This window comes from Pseudomonas sp. MWU347 (assembly GCF_017947305.1).
Lineage (GTDB): Bacteria > Pseudomonadota > Gammaproteobacteria > Pseudomonadales > Pseudomonadaceae > Aquipseudomonas > Aquipseudomonas putida_A.
In genome coordinates this window covers 41,626-62,379 of the sequence record NZ_JAFGZB010000015.1, presented here as the reverse complement: position 1 = coordinate 62,379, position 20,754 = coordinate 41,626, and the positions used below count along the sequence as shown (strand labels likewise).

21 protein-coding genes and 1 other RNA gene are annotated in these 20,754 nt (G+C 59.4%); 13 read left to right on the top strand and 9 right to left on the bottom strand.

Annotated features, from left to right (window positions below):
* Positions 1-7: 7 nt before the first annotated feature.
* Positions 8-412: a ferric iron uptake transcriptional regulator gene (gene fur, locus KCG87_RS25595; RefSeq protein WP_003221515.1), complete on the bottom strand. Its 405-nt coding sequence runs from the start codon at positions 410-412 to the stop codon at positions 8-10.
* A 97-nt stretch (positions 413-509) separates the two neighbouring features.
* Between fur and KCG87_RS25590 the strand changes: the two genes are divergently transcribed.
* Positions 510-1,037: an outer membrane protein assembly factor BamE gene (locus KCG87_RS25590; RefSeq protein WP_027610774.1), complete on the top strand. Its 528-nt coding sequence runs from the start codon at positions 510-512 to the stop codon at positions 1,035-1,037.
* Positions 1,038-1,098: 61 nt separating this feature from the next.
* Here KCG87_RS25590 and KCG87_RS25585 read toward each other — a convergent pair whose 3' ends face one another.
* From KCG87_RS25585 to KCG87_RS25575, 3 genes are read right to left on the bottom strand one after another with little or no spacing between them, the layout of a single operon-like run.
* Positions 1,099-1,413 (bottom strand): RnfH family protein, encoded by a 315-nt coding sequence (locus KCG87_RS25585; protein WP_183784723.1) that lies wholly within the window; start codon positions 1,411-1,413, stop codon positions 1,099-1,101.
* Positions 1,406-1,840 carry a type II toxin-antitoxin system RatA family toxin gene (locus tag KCG87_RS25580; protein ID WP_003221509.1) on the bottom strand — a complete coding sequence of 145 codons (435 nt, stop codon included), beginning with the start codon at positions 1,838-1,840 and terminating at the stop codon, positions 1,406-1,408. The genes KCG87_RS25585 and KCG87_RS25580 overlap by 8 nt, the downstream gene beginning before the upstream one ends.
* 7 nt (positions 1,841-1,847) lie before the next feature.
* A complete protein-coding gene (locus tag KCG87_RS25575; protein ID WP_007961408.1) occupies positions 1,848-3,251 on the bottom strand; it encodes a sodium-dependent transporter in 1,404 nt (467 codons plus the stop codon).
* Positions 3,252-3,370: 119 nt separating this feature from the next.
* On the opposite strand from KCG87_RS25575, the gene smpB reads away from it, so the two are divergent.
* Complete coding sequence (smpB, locus tag KCG87_RS25570; protein ID WP_003221505.1) at positions 3,371-3,853, top strand: SsrA-binding protein SmpB; 483 nt, start codon at positions 3,371-3,373, stop codon at positions 3,851-3,853.
* Between the two features lie 102 nt (positions 3,854-3,955).
* Here the strand turns inward: smpB and KCG87_RS25565 are convergent, their stop codons facing one another.
* Positions 3,956-4,723: a GntR family transcriptional regulator gene (locus KCG87_RS25565; RefSeq protein WP_027610772.1), complete on the bottom strand. Its 768-nt coding sequence runs from the start codon at positions 4,721-4,723 to the stop codon at positions 3,956-3,958.
* 261 nt (positions 4,724-4,984) lie between these two features.
* On the opposite strand from KCG87_RS25565, the gene KCG87_RS25560 reads away from it, so the two are divergent.
* The 8 genes from KCG87_RS25560 to ssrA all read left to right on the top strand — a co-directional run bounded on the left by KCG87_RS25560 (position 4,985) and on the right by ssrA (position 13,956).
* Entirely contained in the window at positions 4,985-6,679 is a 1,695-nt protein-coding gene (locus KCG87_RS25560; protein ID WP_210559115.1) for a lactate permease LctP family transporter, read from the top strand.
* 150 nt (positions 6,680-6,829) lie between these two features.
* Complete coding sequence (locus tag KCG87_RS25555) at positions 6,830-7,654, top strand: (Fe-S)-binding protein (RefSeq protein ID WP_098967140.1); 825 nt, start codon at positions 6,830-6,832, stop codon at positions 7,652-7,654.
* Positions 7,651-9,105, top strand: coding sequence for a LutB/LldF family L-lactate oxidation iron-sulfur protein (locus KCG87_RS25550; protein ID WP_210559114.1), 1,455 nt, complete (start codon positions 7,651-7,653; stop codon positions 9,103-9,105). Before KCG87_RS25555 ends, KCG87_RS25550 begins: the two co-directional genes overlap by 4 nt.
* Positions 9,105-9,776 carry a lactate utilization protein C gene (locus tag KCG87_RS25545; protein ID WP_135294930.1) on the top strand — a complete coding sequence of 224 codons (672 nt, stop codon included), beginning with the start codon at positions 9,105-9,107 and terminating at the stop codon, positions 9,774-9,776. Before KCG87_RS25550 ends, KCG87_RS25545 begins: the two co-directional genes overlap by 1 nt.
* Positions 9,773-12,583: an FAD-binding and (Fe-S)-binding domain-containing protein gene (locus KCG87_RS25540; protein ID WP_210559113.1), complete on the top strand. Its 2,811-nt coding sequence runs from the start codon at positions 9,773-9,775 to the stop codon at positions 12,581-12,583. Before KCG87_RS25545 ends, KCG87_RS25540 begins: the two co-directional genes overlap by 4 nt.
* A 132-nt stretch (positions 12,584-12,715) precedes the next feature.
* Positions 12,716-12,997: a hypothetical protein gene (locus tag KCG87_RS25535; RefSeq protein ID WP_027610766.1), complete on the top strand. Its 282-nt coding sequence runs from the start codon at positions 12,716-12,718 to the stop codon at positions 12,995-12,997.
* Between the two features lie 197 nt (positions 12,998-13,194).
* Positions 13,195-13,470, top strand: a complete 276-nt coding sequence (locus KCG87_RS25530) for a hypothetical protein (protein ID WP_027610765.1) — start codon at positions 13,195-13,197, stop codon at positions 13,468-13,470.
* Positions 13,471-13,566: 96 nt separating this feature from the next.
* Positions 13,567-13,956, top strand: a transfer-messenger RNA (tmRNA) gene (gene ssrA, locus KCG87_RS25525).
* A 177-nt stretch (positions 13,957-14,133) separates the two neighbouring features.
* On the opposite strand, the gene KCG87_RS25520 is transcribed toward ssrA, so the two are convergent.
* Both KCG87_RS25520 and KCG87_RS25515 read right to left on the bottom strand, forming a co-directional pair.
* On the bottom strand, positions 14,134-14,763 hold the full coding sequence (locus KCG87_RS25520) for a hypothetical protein (RefSeq protein ID WP_098967136.1): 630 nt from the start codon (positions 14,761-14,763) through the stop codon (positions 14,134-14,136).
* 81 nt (positions 14,764-14,844) lie between these two features.
* The gene (locus KCG87_RS25515) at positions 14,845-15,885 is read right to left on the bottom strand and encodes a DMT family transporter (protein WP_210559112.1); all 1,041 of its coding nucleotides are present in this window, start codon (positions 15,883-15,885) and stop codon (positions 14,845-14,847) included.
* Positions 15,886-16,090: 205 nt separating this feature from the next.
* Here KCG87_RS25515 and KCG87_RS25510 point away from each other — a divergent pair, with 205 nt between their 5' ends.
* Positions 16,091-17,014: a hypothetical protein gene (locus KCG87_RS25510; RefSeq protein WP_210559111.1), complete on the top strand. Its 924-nt coding sequence runs from the start codon at positions 16,091-16,093 to the stop codon at positions 17,012-17,014.
* 151 nt (positions 17,015-17,165) lie between these two features.
* Here the strand turns inward: KCG87_RS25510 and KCG87_RS25505 are convergent, their stop codons facing one another.
* Positions 17,166-17,738: a GNAT family N-acetyltransferase gene (locus KCG87_RS25505; protein WP_210559110.1), complete on the bottom strand. Its 573-nt coding sequence runs from the start codon at positions 17,736-17,738 to the stop codon at positions 17,166-17,168.
* A gap of 142 nt (positions 17,739-17,880) precedes the next feature.
* On the opposite strand from KCG87_RS25505, the gene rimJ reads away from it, so the two are divergent.
* Both rimJ and KCG87_RS25495 read left to right on the top strand, forming a co-directional pair.
* The gene (rimJ, locus tag KCG87_RS25500; protein WP_210559109.1) at positions 17,881-18,468 is read left to right on the top strand and encodes a ribosomal protein S5-alanine N-acetyltransferase; all 588 of its coding nucleotides are present in this window, start codon (positions 17,881-17,883) and stop codon (positions 18,466-18,468) included.
* 30 nt (positions 18,469-18,498) lie between these two features.
* Positions 18,499-19,977 carry a glycosyltransferase family 39 protein gene (locus tag KCG87_RS25495; RefSeq protein ID WP_246881843.1) on the top strand — a complete coding sequence of 493 codons (1,479 nt, stop codon included), beginning with the start codon at positions 18,499-18,501 and terminating at the stop codon, positions 19,975-19,977.
* A gap of 77 nt (positions 19,978-20,054) precedes the next feature.
* On the opposite strand, the gene KCG87_RS25490 is transcribed toward KCG87_RS25495, so the two are convergent.
* The gene (locus KCG87_RS25490) at positions 20,055-20,726 is read right to left on the bottom strand and encodes a histidine phosphatase family protein (protein WP_098967127.1); all 672 of its coding nucleotides are present in this window, start codon (positions 20,724-20,726) and stop codon (positions 20,055-20,057) included.
* Positions 20,727-20,754 lie beyond the last annotated feature (28 nt).

Here is a 20,754-nt window from a genome sequence, read left to right as displayed (position 1 = left end):
GACATGCTTACTTTTTCTTGCGTACGTACAGCACCAGATTGTGATCTACCAGATCAACACCGTGCTCCTCGGCAATTGCCTTCTGGAGCTTTTCGATTTCCGGACTGACGAATTCGACGACTTCACCGGTTTCCACGTTGACCATGTGGTCGTGGTGGCCACCGTCGGCCAATTCGAATACCGCGTGGCCACCGTCGAAGTTGTGACGGACCACGAGGCCAGCGGCTTCGAACTGGGTCAGAACACGGTAAACCGTGGCCAGACCGACGTCCTCGCCCGCTTCCATCAACGCCTTGTAGACGTCTTCGGCACTCATGTGACGCTGCTCGGTAGAGTCGAGCATTTGCAGGATCTTGACCCGTGGCAGGGTCACTTTGAGGCCGGCTTTGCGTAGTTCGCTATTTTCAACCATGGTCAGCTTTCTCGCGATGCTGCTTCGCAGCTTCTCTTAATGCGGGTATGATCGGCGTTTACGTTGTCCCAGCCAAGATAGTGGAAGTCGCCCACCGATGCAAAACACCAAGCTCTTGCTAACCAGTTTCACCTTTGTGGGACTGCTCGCACTCGCCGGTTGTTCATTCCCCGGGGTTTACAAAATCGACATCCAGCAGGGCAATGTCGTCACGCAGGACATGATAGACCAGTTACGCCCGGGAATGACCCGTCGGCAAGTACGGTTTATCATGGGTAACCCTCTGCTGACCGACACGTTCCATGCCGATCGCTGGGATTATCTGTACAGCCTGCAACCTGGTGGCGGTGAACGCCAACAGGAACGCGTGAGTGTTAACTTCAACTCCAACGACCAGCTTGTCAGCCTGTCCGGTGACTTCATGCCGGGCGTGAGCCGTGACGAAGCCATTCTCGGCAAGGACAGTGGCACCAGCGTGACCGCCCCTGCTGAAAACGCCGAGAAGCCGAAGCCGGAACAACCAGCCAAACCGGGCTCCTTGCTGGATTCGATCCAGAAGGATGTGGACGGTGTTGAAACCGTTCCGGTTCCGACGCCTGAACCGCTGGACACCTCGCCGCAGTAATGTGCGAGGCAATAAAAAACCCGGAATTTCCGGGTTTTTTATTGCCTGCGATTTGCTCGTCCTACTGATTTCGCGCCTTGGCTTCGGCAGCCTTGGCCGCCCGCAAGCGCCGAACCTCTTTCGGATCTGCCAATAGCGGCCGGTAGATCTCGATGCGATCCCCTGCCTGAATCAAGCGAACCTGTGAATCAGCCACCACCTTGCCGAAGATTCCCAGCGGACATTCGTTCAGGTCCAGCTCCGGAAATTCATCGCCAATACCTGACTTGAGCACCGTCTCACGCACTGTCGTCCCTTCAGGAACGCTCAAAGTGCGCAAGATCTGACGATCCACGGCGGCATACACCACCTCAATCTCGATCACCGGCTCAACCATGCATCTGCTTGGCGCGCTGGCAGAACGCATCCACCAACGTATTCGCCGCCTGATTGAACAGCGGGCCGAGCGTCGCGCGCACCAGCGGGCCGGCGTAGTCGAAAGACAGGTCAAGACTGATCTTGCAGGCCTTCTCGTTCAACGCTTTGAAGACCCAGACGCCATGCAGTTGGTTGAACGGGCCTTCTTCCAGGTTCATCTCGATCGATTGCCCCGGCACCAGCGTATTGCGCGTGACGAAGTGCTGACTCAGACCGCCCTTGGCCACGCCAACGCTGGCACGCATGTGCTCGGGCGAACTCTCCAGCACCTCGGCGGACGAGCACCATGGCAAGAATTCCGGGTAACGCGCGACGTCGTTGACCAGGTCGTAGAGGAATTGCGCCGGGTATGGCAGCAACGCCGAACGTTGAATATGTGTCGTCATGTAAGCGTTACTTCCAGAGCTGAGCGGCAAACACTACAAGAATGCCGATAGGCGCCACGTAGCGCATCAAGAACAAGGACAGGGCAAACAGCGCCGGGTTACGAATCGACAACTCGTCACGCACCGCCTCACGCCCCATCACCCAACCGGCAAACAGCACGAAGCACAAGCCACCGAGCGGCAACATGATCCGCGAGGTGAAGAAATCGATCACGCCGAAGAAGTCCAGACCGCCTGCCGCCCCCCATTGGTAGAGATGAAACAGCCCGCCATCGTTCACGAAAAATTTGGCTTCCTTCCAGATATTGAAGGAGAAAACCGTACCCAGACCGACGAACCAGCAAATAAATGCCAGCCAGAAAGTCACCCAGCCACGGCTGATTTTCGTGCGTTCAACCAAATAGGCAACCATCGGTTCGAGCAGGGAAATCGCCGAGCTCCAGGCGGCAATTGCCACCAGGACAAAGAACACCACGCCCATCAACTGGCCGAAAACCACGTTACCGAAGGCAAATGGCAGACTGACGAACATCAGGCCCGGACCTTCGCTAGGGTTCAAACCGCCAGCAAACACAATCGGAAACAATGCCAGACCGGCCACCAGCGACACGAAGGTGTCGAGCAGTGCCACACCGACCACGGTGCCGGACAACGAGGCCTCCTTGGTCATGTAAGCGCCGTAGATCATGATCGAGCCGACGCCCACGCTCAGGGAAAAGAACGCATGGCCCATGGCGGGCAGCAAGCCGTCGAGGACTTTTTCCGGGTGGAAATCGAACATGAAATGCACGCCTTCCATGAAATGCCCGGTGGTCATGCTGTAACCCAGCAACACCAGCACCATCACGAACAGCAGCGGCATCATGATCCGCAGACTGCGCTCAAGCCCGGCAACCACGCCTTTGGCGATCACCACGGCCGACAACAGCATGAAAACTGTGTGCCAAAGTGTCAGGCGCCAGGGATCGGAGATGACATTGCCGAAATAAGCGCCGACCTGCTCCGCCGTGGCGCCCTGGAAGTCGCCGCGCCCCATGTCGATGATGTAATCCAGCGACCAGCCGCCAACCACACTATAGAAAGACAGGATCAGCAACGCCGTGATCATCCCGGCAAATGCGCCCCACGACCACTTGCCCGAATGCCCGGCTTCCAGCGCCAGCACCTTCAGGGCGTTCGCCGGACTTTGCCGTGCGCGGCGGCCGATCAGGGTTTCAGCCAGCATGACCGGGATCCCGATCAGGGCGATGCAGGCCAGAAACATCAGCACGAAGGCGCCGCCGCCGTAGACCCCGACCATGTAGGGGAATTTCCAGATGCTGCCCAGTCCCACGGCCGAACCGGTCGCGGCGAATATGAAAACCCAGCGGCTAGCCCAACTGCCGTGGACAGAAACCTTGTCTGTCGACATTGAATATCACGCCCAAGCGTTAGAAAAAGAGGCCGCATTGTCCGGGATTCACTCAACGTGCTCAAGCACGCAGCATCACCGTAGCCGAGGACCGTTTATCTCCATATAATGCCGCCCCTATGGCTAAACAGAAGAAACACCCAACAGGGACCATCGCGCAGAACAAAAAGGCGCGACACGATTACTTCATCGAACATCGTTTCGAGGCTGGTCTGGTCCTGGCCGGCTGGGAAGTAAAAAGTCTGCGGGCAAGCAAGCTGCAACTGGTCGACAGTTACGTGCTGCTCAAGGATGGCGAAGCCTGGCTCCTCGGCAGTCACATCACGCCGTTGATGACCGCCAGCACCCACGTCATCGCCGATCCGACCCGCACCCGCAAACTGCTGCTGAACAAGCGCGAGCTGGAAAAACTCGCCGCTGCCGTGCAACAGAAAGGCTACGCCTGCGTGTGCCTGTCCTTCTACTGGAGCAAGCACATGGTCAAGTGCGAAATTGCTCTGGGCAAGGGCAAGAAGGAATACGACAAGCGTGACACCGAGCGCGAACGCGACGCTGGTCGAGAGCTGCAGCGCGCCGTGCGCAACAAGGGCAAGGAAGAATAATTTTCCTGCTTTAAAAGATCGCAGCCTGGGGCAGCTCCTACACAGGAATGAGAATTTCCCTGTAAGAGCTGCCGAAGGCTGCGATCTTTTTGCCTCTAAAAGCTACATTCCCTTGCGCCGCTCCGCCCGAGCCATGCGCTGAACTTCCTGCCGTACCTCCTCCAGCACTTCCTGCACATACAGAATGTGCCGACTGGAAACCTCCCGCGCCTGCTCCGCACGCCCCTCGATAATCGCCAGATACAGCTCCCGGTGCTGAGAGATCAGCATGTCGCGGGTTTCCGTGCGCTGCTTGTACATGCCGCCAATGTTGGTCACCACGTTGCGCTTGAGCAGATCGAACAACCCGCGAATGGTGTGCAGCAGCACTGCGTTGTGGCTGGCTTCGGCGATCGCCAGATGAAACTTCGCATCCGCCGCGCCCTCTTCCGCCCGGCTCACTTCGTCATGCCGCGTATAGCAATCCTGCAACTCATTGAACGCAGCAGTCAGACGCTCCCGATCCACATCCGTGGCGCGCAATGCTGCGTAATAGGCGCACGATGCCTCCAGAGTGTGCCGAAACTCAAGCAAGTCGCGCTGCGCCTCGGGATTGCTCTCCAGCAGCAATAGCAGAGGATCACTGAAGGTCGAGCCGAGCGTTTCCACCACATAATTGCCGCCGCCCTGGCGACTGACCAGCAAGCCCTTGGCCGCCAGTTTCTGAATCGCTTCGCGCAAAGACGGACGCGACACGCCGAACTGCTCGGCCAAAGCGCGCTCGGCCGGAAGCCGCTCACCGGACTTCAGCGTGCCCTCGAGGATCATCCCCTCGAGGCGCTCGACAATATCGTCAGACAAACGGCGCTGACGAATCTGATCAAACCCCATAACTCATTTCTCCACGATCCCGACCGCTCGCCGGGCTCTCTATTCTGGCCTATCGGCGCCCCGCCGACACCTGTCAGCGCACATTCGCCCGACCGGATCAGATGCCCTCTGCACCGCTTATTCGACAAAAGTTTCAGGGCGACAAATTGACACACCGACATCAAGGCTTTTACCCTAGCCAACAGCGATTGTAAATTGGTATTACCAATTAACCAAGAACGCTGACAGTGCCTGACCAACAACAATTAGGGGCCACCCCATATGCAAACCTGGCAACAGCTCTATACCCCGCTCGGCAGTCTCGGCGTCTCCGCTCTTGCGGCCGTCATCCCCATCGTTTTCTTCTTTCTCGCGCTGGCGGTGTTCCGCCTCAAGGGTCACGTGGCCGGCAGCATCACGCTGGCCCTGTCGATTGCCGTGGCGATTTTCGCCTTCCACATGCCGGTCGACATGGCCTTCGCCGCGGCCGGATACGGCTTTGCCTACGGTCTGTGGCCGATTGCCTGGATCATTGTCGCGGCGGTGTTCCTCTACAAACTGACGGTCAAGAGTGGTCAGTTCGAGGTCATTCGCAGTTCGGTGCTGTCGATCACCGACGACCAGCGTCTGCAGGTGCTGCTGATCGGTTTCTGCTTCGGTGCATTTCTTGAAGGTGCCGCCGGCTTCGGCGCGCCAGTGGCGATTACCGCTGCGCTGCTGGTCGGTCTCGGGTTCAACCCGCTGTACGCCGCCGGCCTGTGCCTGATTGCCAACACCGCGCCAGTGGCGTTTGGCGCACTGGGCATTCCAATCATTGTTGCCGGGCAAGTGACCGGCATCGACGCGTTCAAGATCGGCGCCATGACCGGCCGCCAACTGCCACTGCTGTCGCTGTTCGTGCCGTTCTGGTTGGTGTTCATGATGGACGGCCTGCGTGGCGTGCGTGAAACCTGGCCGGCAGCACTGGTCGCAGGCCTGAGTTTCGCAGTGACCCAGTACTTCACTTCGAACTTCATCGGCCCGGAGCTGCCGGACATCACCTCGGCCCTAGCCAGCCTGATTTCCCTGACTCTGTTCCTTAAAGTCTGGCAGCCAAAACGCACCGCCGGTGCACAGATCGCCGGCGCCACCTCGAGCGCAGCGATTACCGCCAGCGTCGGCGGTTTCGGCCAGAAGCGCACCACCGTGGCTTCGCCTTACAGTCTTGGGGAAATTTTCAAGGCGTGGTCGCCGTTCCTGATCCTCACCGTGCTGGTGACCATCTGGACCCTCAAACCCTTCAAAGCCATGTTCGCCGCCGGCGGATCGATGTACGCCTGGGTATTCAACTTCGCCATCCCGCACCTTGATCAACTGGTGATCAAGACCGCGCCGATCGTCGCCACCCCGACCGCGATTCCGGCGGTGTTCAAGCTCGACCCGATCTCGGCGACCGGCACCGCGATTTTCTTCTCGGCGCTGATCTCGATGCTGGTGCTGAAGATCAACTTCAAAACTGGTCTGACCACTTTTAAAGAGACCTTCTACGAACTGCGCTGGCCAATCCTGTCGATCGGCATGGTGCTGGCCTTCGCCTTCGTCACCAACTACTCGGGCATGTCTTCGACCATGGCTCTGGTATTGGCCGCGACCGGCGCAGCCTTCCCGTTCTTCTCACCGTTCCTCGGCTGGCTCGGTGTGTTCCTCACCGGTTCCGATACTTCGTCGAACGCCCTGTTCAGTTCGCTGCAAGCGACCACCGCACACCAGATCGGCGTCAATGACACCTTGTTGGTAGCCGCCAATACCAGCGGCGGCGTGACCGGCAAGATGATCTCGCCACAATCGATCGCCGTGGCCTGCGCCGCGACCGGGCTGGTAGGTAAGGAATCGGATCTGTTCCGCTTCACTCTCAAGCACAGCCTATTCTTTGCCACGATTGTCGGCCTGATCACTCTGGCCCAGGCCTACTGGTTCACCGGCATGCTGGTGCACTAAACCTATAAACAAAACGGAAATAACCGACGCCGGCTGGTGATTCCGGCGTCAGCAATTCACACCCCGGTCTGTAAGGCTGCTGAAAGCAAGGCTCTTTATATTCAGCAGTCTCAACAGACGGATAACCGGGCCCACCCGGAGACACGCCTGATGAGCGAGCTTTTTTACAACGCTGTGCCCAACGCCACCCGCGTCGCACCGCCACTGCCCGAACCTCGGCAGTACCCCAGCGAGAAACCGTCGCGGGTCTATCTGTTCGGTACCTGCGTGGTCGACCTGTTCTACCCCGAAGCCGGGATGGACGCGATCCACTTGCTCGAGCGTGAAGGGATCAAGGTCGAGTACCCGCAAGGGCAGAGCTGCTGCGGACAACCGGCCTACACCTCGGGTTACACCGAGCAGGCGCGGACGGTAGCGCGCTCGCAACTGGCGCTGTTTGCCGGGAATTATCCGGTGGTGGTGCCGTCCGGCTCCTGCGCGGGCATGCTGCGCGAGCACTATGCCGACTTGTTCAAGGACGAGCCGGAAACACTGAAACAGGTTAAGGCCCTCGCGGCCCGCACCTATGAGCTGGCCGAGTTCCTGCTGTTCGTCTGCAAGGTGCAGCTCAAGGACAGCGGCGAGCCGGTCAAAGTTGCGCTGCACACCTCGTGTTCGGCACGCCGCGAGATGAACACCCACCTGCACGGCCGCGAGTTATTGGCGCAGTTGAGCAACGTGGAACGGGTCAACCACGACCACGAAAGCGAGTGCTGTGGCTTCGGTGGGACATTCAGCGTCCGTATGCCAGACATTTCCGGCGCGATGGTGGCGGACAAGACCCGCGCGTTGAAGGATTCCGGCGCGCACAAAGTGTTGAGCGCCGACTGCGGCTGTTTGATGAACATCAATGGCGCATTGGAGAAACAAAAAGAAGCGCTGCGCGGGCAACATCTCGCCAGCTTTCTGTGGCAACGAACCGGAGGTGCGCAATGAGCACCTCGACGATTATTCCTACGGTTGCCGTAGAAGAAGATTTCCGTACTCGGGCGCACAACGCCCTGGGTGATCAGCAGCTACGGAACAACTTCCGCACTGCGATGGATTCACTGATGACCAAGCGGGCAGCGGCTTTCAGCGATGCCCACGAAAGAGAACACTTGCGCGCCCTGGGCAACTCGATCAGGGCGCGTGCGCTCTCCAAGTTGCCCGACCTGCTCGAGCAACTGGAACAGAACCTGACCCGCAACGGTGTGACAGTGCACTGGGCGGAAACGGTGGACGAGGCCAATGGCATCGTCCTTTCGATCATCCGCGCTCACGAGGCGCGGCAAGTGATCAAGGGCAAATCGATGGTCAGCGAAGAGATGGAGATGAACCATTTCCTCGAGGCTCAAGGTGTTGAATGCCTGGAGTCCGACATGGGGGAATACATCGTCCAGCTCGACCACGAGAAGCCTTCACACATCATTATGCCGGCGATCCACAAGAATGCCGGTCAGGTCGCGTCCTTGTTCCACGACAAACTTGGCGTGGAGTACACCAAGGACGTTGACCAACTCATTCAGATCGGTCGCAGGGTCCTGCGGCAGAAATTCTTCGAAGCGGACATCGGCGTTTCCGGCGTCAACTTCGCCGTAGCCGAAACCGGCACCCTGCTGCTGGTGGAAAACGAAGGCAACGGACGCATGACCACCACCGTGCCGCCGGTGCACATCGCCGTCACCGGCATCGAAAAGGTCGTGGAAAACCTGCGCGACGTGGTGCCGCTGTTGTCGCTGCTGACCCGCTCGGCGCTGGGCATTCCGATCACCACCTACGTCAACATGATCTCCGGCCCGCGCAAGGAACATGAACTCGACGGCCCGCAAGAAGTGCATCTGGTGCTGCTCGATAACGGTCGCAGCCAGGCCTTTGCCGACAGCGAACTGCGCCAGACCCTCAACTGCATCCGCTGCGGTGCCTGCATGAACCATTGCCCGGTCTACACCCGCGTCGGTGGTCACACCTATGGCGAGGTGTATCCGGGACCGATCGGCAAAATCATCACGCCGCACATGGTCGGTCTGGCGAAAGTCCCGGATCACCCGAGCGCTTCGTCGTTGTGCGGTGCCTGCGGTGAAGTGTGCCCGGTGAAAATTCCGATCCCTGCCCTGCTGCGGCGATTGCGCGAAGAAAACGTCAAAGCCCCGGACAGTCCGCATCAAGTGATGCGCGGTCAGGGCAGCAAGTATTCGCGCAAGGAACGTTTCATCTGGAACGCCTGGGCGAAACTCAACAGCTCGCCGACGTTGTATCGGTTGTTCGGTTTCTTCGCCACGCGCCTGCGTGCGTTAACGCCGAGCAATGTCGGCCCGTGGACACAAAACCACAGCGCACCAAAACCCGCCGCCCGCTCACTGCACGACATGGCCCGCAAGCATCTGGGCAAACAGGGAGACCGCTGATGAGCGCCAAGCAAAATATCCTCGCCAAGCTACGGAAAAGTCTGACCGGCACCACACCGATTGCCGACGACTTCGACGTCGATCTGGTGACCCAGCCTTACACCTACAGCGCCGAGCAACGCATCCCGCAGCTGCGCAAACTGATGGAAGCGGTACACACCGAGATCCATCTGACTACCGGCGCAGACTGGCCGACGCTGCTCGCGCAATTGCTGCGTGACCGGCAGCTACCGAGCCTGCTGATCGCACCGACTACGCCTCACGGGCAGCGCATCTCACAACACTGGGCGAACAATCCTGATCTGCCGACACTGAAATCCTACAACCGGCCGATGGAAGAATGGAAAGCCGAGCTGTTCAACGACACCCCGGCCAGCCTCACTGGCACTCTCGGCGCCATCGCCGCGACCGGCAGCCTGATTCTCTGGCCCACTCGTGAAGAGCCGCGATTGATGAGCCTGGTGCCGCCGGTGCATTTCGCCCTGCTCAAGGCCAGCGAAATCCGCGACAACTTCTATCAAGTGCAACAGGAATTCGAGTGGGCCCAAGGCATGCCGACCAACGCGCTGCTGGTGTCCGGCCCGTCGAAAACTGCCGACATCGAACAAGTACTGGCCTACGGCGCCCACGGCCCGAAAGACCTTGTGGTGCTGATCCTGGAGGACCAATGACGCTTCCAGTGAATTTCCTGCGCGACGCGCAGCAACTGATTCCAGCGGATCGCCGCTTCGACGATCCGCTGTCGACCTTGGCCTTCGGCACCGACGCCAGTTTTTATCGGCTGATTCCCAAACTGGTGATCCGCGTCGAGTCCGAAGATGAAGTGGTAGCGCTGTTGAAACTGGCCCAGCGCGATCAAGTCCCGGTGACCTTCCGCGCCGCTGGCACCAGTTTGTCCGGGCAGGCGATCAGCGATTCGGTGCTGATTGTGCTGGGGGATAACTGGAACGCTCGCGAGATTCGCGACCAAGGCATGCAAATCCGCCTGCAGCCGGGCGTGATCGGCGCGCAGGCCAACGCATGGCTGGCACCGTTCGGGCGCAAGATCGGTCCGGACCCGGCGTCGATCAACGCCTGCAAGATCGGCGGCATCGTCGCCAACAACGCCAGCGGCATGTGCTGCGGCACGGCGCAAAATACCTATCACACCCTGGCCGGGATCCGTCTGGTACTCGCCGACGGCACCCGTCTCGACACCGAAGACGCCGCCAGCGTCGCCGCTTTTCGCGTAAGCCACGAAGATCTGCTGGAGCGCCTGGCAGCATTGGGCCGCGAGACCCGCGCCAATGCCGAACTGGCTGCGCGAATCCGCCACAAATATCGTCTGAAAAATACCACCGGTCTGTCACTCAACGCCCTGGTGGATTTCGACGAGCCTGTGGATATCTTGAGCCACTTGCTGGTCGGTTCCGAAGGCACCCTTGGCTTCATCAGCGCGGTGACCTATGACACGGTGATCGACCATCCGAACAAGGCGTCGGCGCTGATCGTGTTCCCGGATGTGGAAACCTGCTGTAACGCGGTCACCGTGCTGAAAAGCCAACCGGTGTCGGCGGTGGAATTGCTCGATCGGCGCAGTTTGCGCTCGGTGCAGGACAAACCGGGCATGCCGGATTTCGTACAGCATCTGTCGAATAATGCCTGCGCGCTGCTGATCGAATCCCGCGCCGCCTCTTCCACTTTGCTGCAAGAACAACTGGCGCAAATCATGGCTTCGCTGACCCGTTTCCCGGTGGAAAAACAGGTCGATTTCACTGAAGACCCGGCCGAGAACGCCAAGCTTTGGGCCATCCGCAAGGACACCTTCCCCGCCGTCGGCGCCGTGCGCAAAACCGGCACCACGGTGATCATCGAAGACGTGACCTTCCCGGTCGAGCAACTGGCTATCGGCGTCAATCGCCTGATCGCGCTGTTCGACAAACACGCCTACGACGAAGCGATCCTTTTCGGACACGCTCTGGAGGGTAATCTGCACTTCGTTTTCACCCAAGGCTTCAACAGTCCGGAAGAAGTCGCACGCTATCAGGCGTTCATGGACGACGTGGCGCAACTGGTGGCGGTGAAATTCGGCGGTTCGCTCAAGGCCGAACACGGCACCGGGCGCAACATGGCGCCGTTCGTTGAGCTGGAATGGGGCAGCGATGCCTATCAGTTGATGTGGCAGCTCAAACGTCTGCTCGACCCCAACGGCATCCTCAACCCCGACGTGGTGCTCAGCGAAGATCCGCAGATCCACCTCAAACACCTGAAGCCGCTGCCGGCGGCTGACGAGATTGTCGATAAATGCATCGAGTGCGGCTTCTGCGAACCGGTCTGCCCGTCGAAAGGTCTGACCCTCAGCCCGCGCCAGCGCATCGTGATCTGGCGTGACATTGAAGCGAAGAAACGTGCCGGCGTTGACACCACCGAGCTGGAACAAGCCTACGAGTACCAAGGCATTGAAACCTGCGCCGCGACAGGCCTGTGCGCGCAGCGTTGCCCCGTAGGCATCAATACCGGCGAACTGGTGAAAAAGCTCCGCGCCCGCAACGCCACGCATCAGAAAACCGCTGACTGGATCGAAGGAAATTTCGCCAAGACCCTGCAAGGCGCACGCTTCACCCTGCACGTGGCCAACGGCGCACGGATGCTGCTCGGCGCACCGCGCCTGGCGAAGCTGTCGGCAACCCTGACACGTTTGTCCAAAGGCCAGGTGCCGCTGTGGACCAGCGCGATGCCGCAACCGGAAAAAGCCATTCGCTTCAGCCCGAGCGTGTCCGACGAACGCCCACGCGTTGTGTATCTGGCCGCCTGTGTTTCACGGGTGATGGGCCCGGCAGCGGGCGACAAGGAGCAGATGTCGCTGTACGACAAGACCCGTGGCCTGCTGGAAAAAGCCGGTTACCAAGTGGTATTCCCGGACAATCAGGACAACCTCTGCTGCGGTCAGCCGTTTGCTTCCAAAGGCTACGCCGAACAGGCCGAGCACAAGCGTCAGGAGTTGATCAGCGCGCTGCTGCACGCCAGTCGCGGTGGACTCGATCCGATCTATTGCGACACCAGCCCGTGCACCTTGCGCCTGGTGCAGGACGTGGGAAATGTTCGCCTGGATCTGTATGACCCGGTGCGCTTCATCCGTACGCATCTTCTCGATCGACTGGAGTTCACCCCGCAAGAAGCACCGATTGCAGTTCATGTGACCTGCAGCACCCAGCATCTGGGCGAAAGCCAGGCGCTGATCGAACTGGCACGCAAATGCAGCAAAACCGTGGTGATTCCGGAAGGTATTCATTGTTGCGGGTTTGCCGGTGACAAGGGTTTCACCACGCCGGAGCTGAACAGCCACTCGCTGCGCACACTCAAGGACGCGGTGCAACATTGCAACGAGGGGATTTCCACCAGCCGCACCTGTGAGATCGGCCTGACGCAGCACGGCGGCATCGACTATCACGGACTGGTCTATCTGGTGGATCGGGTCACTCGAGCGAAGGCCTGCTAAAAGAAAGTTAGAACCCTTGAGCGAGGCGGTAGTCCACAGAACAAGCCCCGAACACGCGGGGCTTTTCCTCCTTTCGCAGGCCTGCTCTGACGGTCAGCGAGAGTCTGGATTCCTCAGTGCAAGGAGATACTCATGAAGCATTCTGTACTGTTTGGTCTGTTCGTTACTGCCTCGATGATGGCTTCTACTTCGTTCGCCGATGGCAAACCTGCCGACTTGTGCGAGGCGAATCTGCAAAAGATCGAAAGCGCCAAGACGCAATATCAGACGTCGCCGGATCTGAATTCGCGCGTCTCGGCAAGCGTCAGCAAAGCCCAGGCCCTTAAGGCTCAGGGCAGGATCGACGACTGCCTGGCGGAAACCCAGCAAACCCTTCTGGTAATCCAGAACTCGACGGGGGATACCAAGAAATAAACCTCGGGACGACCAGTCTTCAGGTGGCGTGATGCAGCGCGGTTCGGGTTGACGGGCCACGATGTAAAAAAAACCGAATTCCTGCGTGCGGCCGCGGTCGATTGAACAGGCCCACTACCAAACACGGCCTGTTACGACCTCGGCATCGCCGCCAGACCGTCCGGCAGCACCGAGACCAACCGTTCAAGGAGATACCCATGAAGCATTCTGCAATTGCTGGTTTGTTCATCGCTGGTGCCCTGCTGACGTCGCCGGTGTTTGCGGCAGACAAAGACCTTTGTGCCGGGAATCTTCAAACCATCAAAGACTTCGTTACCAGTCAGCCGTCAATTCCCGAGACGTCCATGAACAACGTCAAGGAAGCGCAGAAAAAAGCTGAAGACGCGCAGGCGGCCGGCAATGACAAGGATTGCGTTGAGGTCACCTCTTCCTTGATAACCAAAATGCAAATCCGCAATCCAACGCGCAATTGATATGCCACGAGGCCAACCTTCGGGTTGGCCTCGCCGGCCGTTTGGCGTACACTGCGCAGGCTTGTTGCCTCACCTGATGTACGAGGCAATGAGTTCGGGGCCGATTAGGATTCGACGCCGGTGACGAAACTTTAGGTGCATGCCGACTTGGTAACAGAAGTCGTAAATCCACTGTTGCAACTTCTTATAGTTGCCAATGACGACCAATACGGTGCTGCTCTCGCTGCTTAATTGCAGCTGACATGCACTCCTGGTGCCTTCGGGCCCAGCAATCATCAGGGGATGTCTGTAAACCCGAAATGATTGTCATATAGAACAGAATCGCCGTGCAGTACGTTGTGGACGAAGCGGCTAAAACTTACACAACTCGCCCAAAGCACCCTGCCCGTCGGGTCGCTGAGGGTTAACTTAATAGACACGGCTACGCATGTAGTACCGACAGCGGAGCACTGGCGGACGGGGGTTCAAATCCCCCCGGCTCCACCAACTCTCGACGACAAAGCCCGCCTTGTGCGGGCTTTGTCGCATTTGCACATCAGCCAAACCGGGCACACAAACCCACAGCCTGCAGGCGATCAAACTCGATAACCCTGGCAATGCTCTGCCTACTCACAAAAAAGGACGACACGATGTCGTCCTTTTTCGTACCCGCATTCATCAAAATCAATGAACCGCGCTGAGCAGATCCGGGCGGCTGGATTTGAGCATTGCCTCATTGACCTTGCCTTGAATCGAGCAGGTAAACATCCCCTTGCTGCCAGTCGTCAGCTCTTGCGGAGCAGGCTCGATCAGGAACACGCGCTCGGCACTGTCGACAACCAGCTTGCCCGCCGTTGCGGATGGGTCTTCCGGCTGCCAGTTGGATTTGTCGTGGGACCAGATTTCCGCGCGTGCGTAGAGTCCCTGCGACATGTCCATACGCGGCCCACCCGCTTTTTCCAACTGGGTGTGGAGTTCATTCGGCGTCTGTTTGGCGTAGAACCCCCAACTGATGATGCGAGTGCCCATCAGGTCTGTATCTTCGGCGTAGAAGCCGGTCAACGACATGCCGTCAATTTCGACCGGCTTGGCGAACATCCAGCGCTGCCCCATATCGCTCTTGGTGCCGCCGGACAATTTGATCTGGCCATTTTCGACAGTGCTCGGCACCAGATTCTTGAACAAAGGTGATTGCACGACTGCCAGGGAGTGATCGTCACAAGCGGCAAACGACGCCACCGGCGAAGGTGCAGCGGCAACGCTGAAAGCAGAAAAAAGGGCCGCAATGGGCAACAGCAGGAAAATTGGTTTCATGGAATGACTCGAATGAAAGACTGAAGAAATCGACAGAGACGATATCACAATGACATCAATCAACAGACTTCAGAGTTTCAATCAATGCCCATGCCGATGATGCACATCCGGAAAATGCGCATGACTGTGCCGCATCGGCGTGTGCACATGCGGATGGCTATGCGGCTCCACCCCATCCCACTCAAACCCATGCGTATGTTGATGATGCTCATCGTGTGTATGCCGATGATCATGCTCAAGCGGTTCGTGCTGATGCTCATGAACATGGTTTTCCATCAGATGAATCCATACCCCCACGGCCATTAACGCCGCTGCGAGCAGAAACATCAGCGATATCGACTCGCCGAGCAGCAGAATCGAGATGCCTGCGCCGAGAAACGGTGCGGTGGAAAAGTAGGCGCCGGTGCGTGCGCTGCCGAGGCCGCGCAGGGCGAGGACGAACATTACCAGGCTGACGCCGTAGCCGAGAAAGCCGACCAGCATGATCGGCACCAGCGAGGTGGCGACGGGTAGTTGGGTGCCGATGAACAGGGCCAGTGTGCAGTTGACCAGCCCCGCCACCAGGCCTTTGCTGCCGGCGATGAACAGTGCGTCCGAGGCCGAGACTTTACGGGTCAGGTTGTTGTCGATGGCCCAGCAGAAGCAGGCGAAAGCGACGGCCAACGGGCCGCTCCAGTCTTGCGCCGAGACGGCCTCTTGTGGCCAGGACAGCACGACGCCACCGGCGACGATGGCGAGCATGCCGATCACGATTCGTCGGTCGGCATTTTCCTTGAACACCACCCACGCCAGCAGCGCCGTGAGCACTGATTCAAGGTTGAGCATCAGTGACGCGCTCGCGCCGGACGTTCGGGTCAGACCGAACATCAGCGCCACCGGCGCCAGCACTCCGCCGAAGCCGATGGCGCCGAGCAGCCATGGCCATTCACCGGTGCCGAGCCCGGAGGGCTTCCAGCCACGATCGCGGACAAAACGCAGGGCGGTCAAGCCCAGACCGCTACCGAGATAGAGCAACCCGGCCAGCAGAATCGGCGAAACCTGTACCCCCAACAGTTTGGCGAGAGGCGTACTGGCGCCAAACAGCGCCGCCGCAATCAATGCGTGGAGAACGCTCACATTCATGCTGGGATCACTCGCTGGGGCCGATGGAATACCGGCGCCCATCATCGCAAAACTCAGGTGAGAATTATGTGAACAGCTGATTCGTGTCAGCGAACATCATCTCTGGCTTGTGCTCAAATCCAGCAACATTTAATCCGCGCAATCTCTGGGCGGTCGCTCGAAGCAGGCTCTATGCTGCGAACATCGAGATGCAATGGAGTTGAAGATGAAAAGCTGGATTGCCGTAGCGCTGGCCGCGCTGATTTCCTTGTCCGTCCATGCGGCCGACGCCCCCACTGTGCGCGTCGAACCGATCGCGTTCACAACCAGTGCCGACAGCATCCAGCGCAAACAGTCGATCAAGGGGGACCAGACCGCGCAGTACACATTCAACGCCAAGGCCGGCCAGATACTGACCGTCGACTTCAAACCGTCCAACACCTCCGCTTACTTCAACATCCTCGCCAAGGGTGCGGATTACGCGCTGTTCAACGGCTCGATCATGGGCAATCACTTTCTCGGTCCACTGCCCGGCGATGGCGAGTACACGGTTCAGGTCTACCTCATGCGCAACGCCGCCCGGCGTAATGAAGTGGCCAACTATCAGTTGTCGCTGAGGCTGCTCGATGGCGATGCCATCAGCCGGCAGCAGCCATTCGATCAGACGCTGGAATTGCACGGCATCGCTTTTCACGTCAGCACCGAGCAGGTCGATGGCAAACCGACGCTGCGCATCGCTCCCAAGGGGCTGGAGATCGACAACACGGTCATCAGCCAGGCGCTAACGGGTGATGTGGTACGCGCCGAAGTCGCCGACATCAATAACGACGGCTCCCCCGAACTCTACGTTTTTACCCGCTCGCCCGAGCGCGGCATGCCGGGCGAACTGATCGCCTATTCAGCCAACAACAAGAAGTCCCTGAGCGCAATCTACTTGCCTCCGGTCAGCGACAACCCGAAGACCGCGTCGGGCTATCAGGGCGAGGACTCGTTTGCGGTGGTGGAAAGCACCCTGGTGCAACGTTTCCCGGTGTATGACAGTGCCGACGCTGGCGCCGGGCGTACTGGGAAGATGCGTCAGGTTCAGTACAAGTTGGTGGCGGGTGAAGCCGGGTGGATTTTGCGCGAGGACAAGGTCACGGAATTCTGAAATGACCTGGCTCGTTACGGCCGACCCGGAAGCCGATTTCGCCGCGGATCATCTGCCCTGAGGCGTTGCAGAGCGGTCGCCGCCGAGATGAATTTTTCTTCACTGCCCCCGTTCGATCAACACGGTACAGTCCGCTCGCTCATTCAAGAAACTACGGTTCGCCCGCGCTCTCCCGCGGGCTTTTTTTTGCCTGGCATTTGCTGCTGAAGCGATACACCCAAGTGTCCTGCACGCCGCGCTGCTGCAATTGCCGCGCCTGTGGGTGAACCCTGATCAGCGCAAACCCCGCCGCTTCAGCCAGACGCTGACTGCGGCTGTTGGCCGACGATGTGGTCAGGTAAAAGGTGCACTCAGGCAGGCGCCTGACCAGTTGCTGGAGCACTTCGCGCATGTAGCCCTTGCCGGCAAACGCGCTGTTGGCCCAATAACCGACGACATAACGCTTGCGCCGACGCGGCACCAGGCCGATGCAGCCAACGACGGTTTGTCCGTCTTCAGTCACGATGAATAGGCGCCGCTCACCGGTCTCGCTAGCGAAATCATCCCTTGCTCGCAGCATGGACGACAGCGCCCGCCCCTCACTGGTGTGTTCAACCGCCCACTCGAGAAAAGGCGCATGCTCGCGGTAACTGGCGTTCAACGCCTCGCGCACCGGAGCGACCAGCGCTGGGTCCGGCGCCCGAACACGCAGCGCCAACCCGTTCACCGTCAATGCAAATTCCATTGCTTGTTCCTCCAATCCCGGAAATGCCGCAGTCGATAACCCTGTGCACTCAACCAAAGAAATTTACAGAGCGCCAGCGCGGTTTGTTTTTTTCCATCTCCTAGGCAATCCTGTCCCTCGACCCTGCCAACCGGAGCCGCCGATGTCACTGCTGAGCCTGCCCTGCCAACGCCTGACGCTCGCCATCCTCGCCCCGGAACAGGCCGAGCTGGAAAGTGACTTCTATGCACGCAACCAGCGCCATCTCGCCCCTTGGTCGCCGATTCGCACCACCGAATACTTTTCCAGCGAGCAGATTCGCCGACGCCTTGAAGTCCAGGCCAGTGCCTACGAGGCCGGGCTGGCGATGCATTTCGCTCTGTTGACGCCGGATGGCCAGCAAATGATCGGCGCGTGCAATTTCAGCGGGATCATTCGCGGAGCGTTTCAGGCCTGTTATCTGGGTTATCACATCGACCACGCGCATCAGGGCCAAGGCTTGATGCAGGAAGGTCTGGAGGCTGGCATCGGCTATATGTTCGACACGCAGAACCTGCATCGGATCATGGCCAACTACATGCCCGGTAACGAGCGCAGTGCGCGATTGCTGGAGCGTCTGGGTTTCGAGCGCGAGGGCTATGCCAAGGCTTATCTGAATATCGCCGGACGTTGGCAGGATCATGTGCTGACGGCGCTGGTCAATCCGTTGTTCGAAGCACCGGAACAGCGCTGGTCGCGCCAATTAGCGTGAGTTTCACAATTTGTTAAGCATTGGCGAAGTATGCTCAAGGCTCCTGCCCTTTCCGGTTGCCTGAAATCCATGCCGCGTGCCGCCACTTCACTGTTTCTACTCGCCGCCCTGCTGTTTTTTTTCGCTTTGGGTAACCACCAGTTGCAAGGCTCCACCGAAGCTCGGGTCGCCGGGATCGCCATGGAGATGCATCTGGACGATGACTGGGTGACGCCGCGCCTGTTCGGCGAACCATTTCTGGAAAAACCACCGCTGAGCCTGTGGCTGGATGCCGGCGCCATGCGCGTATTCGGCGTTTCGCCGTGGGCGGTGCGGCTGGCGTCGGCGGTAGCCGGGCTGCTCAGCGTGATGCTGCTGTACGGCATGCTGCGCCGTTTCGGCCGCCCGAAAGCGGTCGCCTGGACGGCGGGGATTCTGCTGGCGACCATGGCCAGTTACTGGAGCAACGTGCGCGGGGTCGGCGAAGATGCGTTGCTGGCGCTCGGCGTGACCACGGCGCTGCTGGCGTTCTTTCAGGCACAACGCGCACCGAACGCGGCTAACTCGCTGCTGTTTATCGTCGGCATCGCCGTCGCCACTTTGAGCAAGGGCGTGCTCGGCCTGGCAATGCCGGGGGTGGTGATTTTTGCCTACCTGCTGGCTGATAACCTGATCGACAAACGCCTGAAGGTCGGCGCGTGGCTGCGTCCTGGCCTGCTCACGGCCGTAGGCCTGATTCCGTTGCTGATCTGGCTCGCCGTACTCTATCAGCGCGGTGGCTCGCACGCCGTCGCTGAAGTGTTGCTGACCAACAGCGTCGGTCGCTTCAGCGGCTCGTTCGTCGAGGCCGGGCATTATGAGCCGTTCTATTACTATCTGGCCAAACTGCCGGAAGCGTTTCTGCCTTGGAACATTCTGGTGTACCTGGGCCTATGGCATTTCCGCAAGGATCTGAAGGCCAACCGTTACCTGCTGTTTTTCAGCCTGTGGATCGTTGCGCAGTTCATTATGCTGACCCTGGCCTCGAGCAAGCGCACGGTGTACCTGATGTCGATGACCCCGGCGGCTGCCGTGATCGCCGCGGAGTACGCGCGCGTGTTGTTCGAGCGCTTGCAGGCGCGCGAAACCACCGACCGCTTCATCGGAAAAGTCGCCCGTCATCGTCAGGCGATTGCCGCAGGACTGCTTACGGTGGTGATCGCCAGCTACCTCGGCGCGGCCCAGTGGGCACTGCCCAACGCCGACAAGGAGTTGTCGTTCCTGCCTTTGACCGAACACATTCAGAGCTTGCAGGCCAACGGTCAGCAGGTCGCACTGTTCCAGGCCAATGAACGGGTCGGCGGCGCCAGCGTGTTCTACACCCAAAGCGTGCTCAAGGGGCTGGATACTGACGCGCAACTGCACGACTTCCTCAGCGCTTCCCCCTCGAACGTCGCGGTGATCTCGGCAGACAGCGAACCCGCCGCACCACTCAAAGTGCTCAAGACCATGATGGTCGGGCGTCAGGCGTATTACTTCGTCGGCTACTGACGTCCTTCGCACCAGACAATAAAAAACCCGCCGTCACTGGCGGGTTTTGTTTGCGCTGAAGCTTGGCAAACGTCAGTTCATCGGGTGCTCACGGAGTGCCAGTCGGAGGCTTCGATGAAGCCAAGCACCCGCGGGTCTGCTTTGTTTGCGGCAGACACAAACAGTGAGGAACCGTAGCCAGGGTCAGAAACCGGTGTATTCAAGTCCTTTTCCAGCTCCGCCATGCATTCGCTGTGGGTCACCAGGATCAGATTGCGCCCGGGGAGCTTGTGCGCCAGCGCTTCCTGCAGGATGTGGCCCTTGCAGCTGATTAGCCAATCTTCGCCGCTGGCCGCGCGGTTGAACATGTAACCGGCGGTCTGCACCGTGCGCAGCATCGGGCTGTTGTAGATGTCAGCGTTATTCAGGCCCAGATGCTCAAACTGTGCACCGACACCGACCGCAACACTGCGCGAGCGGTCGGTGATGCCGTCGTCGCCACTCAGGCACGGCGCCGGCGAGTGATCGCAGCGCTCGACGTGACGCACCAGCACAATCATGTCGCCCTTGGCCCACCCGGCCGCCAGCGCGCGGGCTCCGGACACATTGCCATGGGCCAGATCCGGCACCGCCGCCGGGGCGAGCAGCCACAGTGTCAGCGGAATCACCAGCAGCGACGCGCCGAGCACCACCCAGGTATTGCGATAGCGGGCCAATCCGCTCAGGGAAATCGAGCGTTTGACGCCGAACAGACTCAGTCTCAACTCCACATCGGGCCGCCTCGTCGGCATGCATCAA

Bases quoted from the DNA above. Each gene is read 5' to 3' on its own strand.
- KCG87_RS25565 (WP_027610772.1), bottom strand. From the start codon at position 4,723: ATGGGGTTTGATCAGATTCGTCAGCGCCGTTTGTCTGACGATATTGTC.
- KCG87_RS25515 (WP_210559112.1), bottom strand. From the start codon at position 15,885: ATGAATGTGAGCGTTCTCCACGCATTGATTGCGGCGGCGCTGTTTGGC.
- KCG87_RS25535 (WP_027610766.1), top strand. From the start codon at position 12,716: ATGAAGCATTCTGTACTGTTTGGTCTGTTCGTTACTGCCTCGATGATG.
- KCG87_RS25585 (WP_183784723.1), bottom strand. From the start codon at position 1,413: ATGGTTGAGCCGGTGATCGAGATTGAGGTGGTGTATGCCGCCGTGGAT.
- KCG87_RS25510 (WP_210559111.1), top strand. From the start codon at position 16,091: ATGAAAAGCTGGATTGCCGTAGCGCTGGCCGCGCTGATTTCCTTGTCC.
- rimJ (WP_210559109.1), top strand. From the start codon at position 17,881: ATGTCACTGCTGAGCCTGCCCTGCCAACGCCTGACGCTCGCCATCCTC.
- KCG87_RS25495 (WP_246881843.1), top strand. From the start codon at position 18,499: ATGCTCAAGGCTCCTGCCCTTTCCGGTTGCCTGAAATCCATGCCGCGT.
- KCG87_RS25540 (WP_210559113.1), top strand. From the start codon at position 9,773: ATGACGCTTCCAGTGAATTTCCTGCGCGACGCGCAGCAACTGATTCCA.
- KCG87_RS25545 (WP_135294930.1), top strand. From the start codon at position 9,105: ATGAGCGCCAAGCAAAATATCCTCGCCAAGCTACGGAAAAGTCTGACC.
- KCG87_RS25575 (WP_007961408.1), bottom strand. From the start codon at position 3,251: ATGTCGACAGACAAGGTTTCTGTCCACGGCAGTTGGGCTAGCCGCTGG.
- KCG87_RS25505 (WP_210559110.1), bottom strand. From the start codon at position 17,738: ATGGAATTTGCATTGACGGTGAACGGGTTGGCGCTGCGTGTTCGGGCG.
- KCG87_RS25520 (WP_098967136.1), bottom strand. From the start codon at position 14,763: ATGAAACCAATTTTCCTGCTGTTGCCCATTGCGGCCCTTTTTTCTGCT.
- KCG87_RS25550 (WP_210559114.1), top strand. From the start codon at position 7,651: ATGAGCACCTCGACGATTATTCCTACGGTTGCCGTAGAAGAAGATTTC.
- fur (WP_003221515.1), bottom strand. From the start codon at position 412: ATGGTTGAAAATAGCGAACTACGCAAAGCCGGCCTCAAAGTGACCCTG.
- KCG87_RS25530 (WP_027610765.1), top strand. From the start codon at position 13,195: ATGAAGCATTCTGCAATTGCTGGTTTGTTCATCGCTGGTGCCCTGCTG.
- KCG87_RS25555 (WP_098967140.1), top strand. From the start codon at position 6,830: ATGAGCGAGCTTTTTTACAACGCTGTGCCCAACGCCACCCGCGTCGCA.
- smpB (WP_003221505.1), top strand. From the start codon at position 3,371: ATGGCTAAACAGAAGAAACACCCAACAGGGACCATCGCGCAGAACAAA.
- KCG87_RS25590 (WP_027610774.1), top strand. From the start codon at position 510: ATGCAAAACACCAAGCTCTTGCTAACCAGTTTCACCTTTGTGGGACTG.
- KCG87_RS25580 (WP_003221509.1), bottom strand. From the start codon at position 1,840: ATGACGACACATATTCAACGTTCGGCGTTGCTGCCATACCCGGCGCAA.
- KCG87_RS25560 (WP_210559115.1), top strand. From the start codon at position 4,985: ATGCAAACCTGGCAACAGCTCTATACCCCGCTCGGCAGTCTCGGCGTC.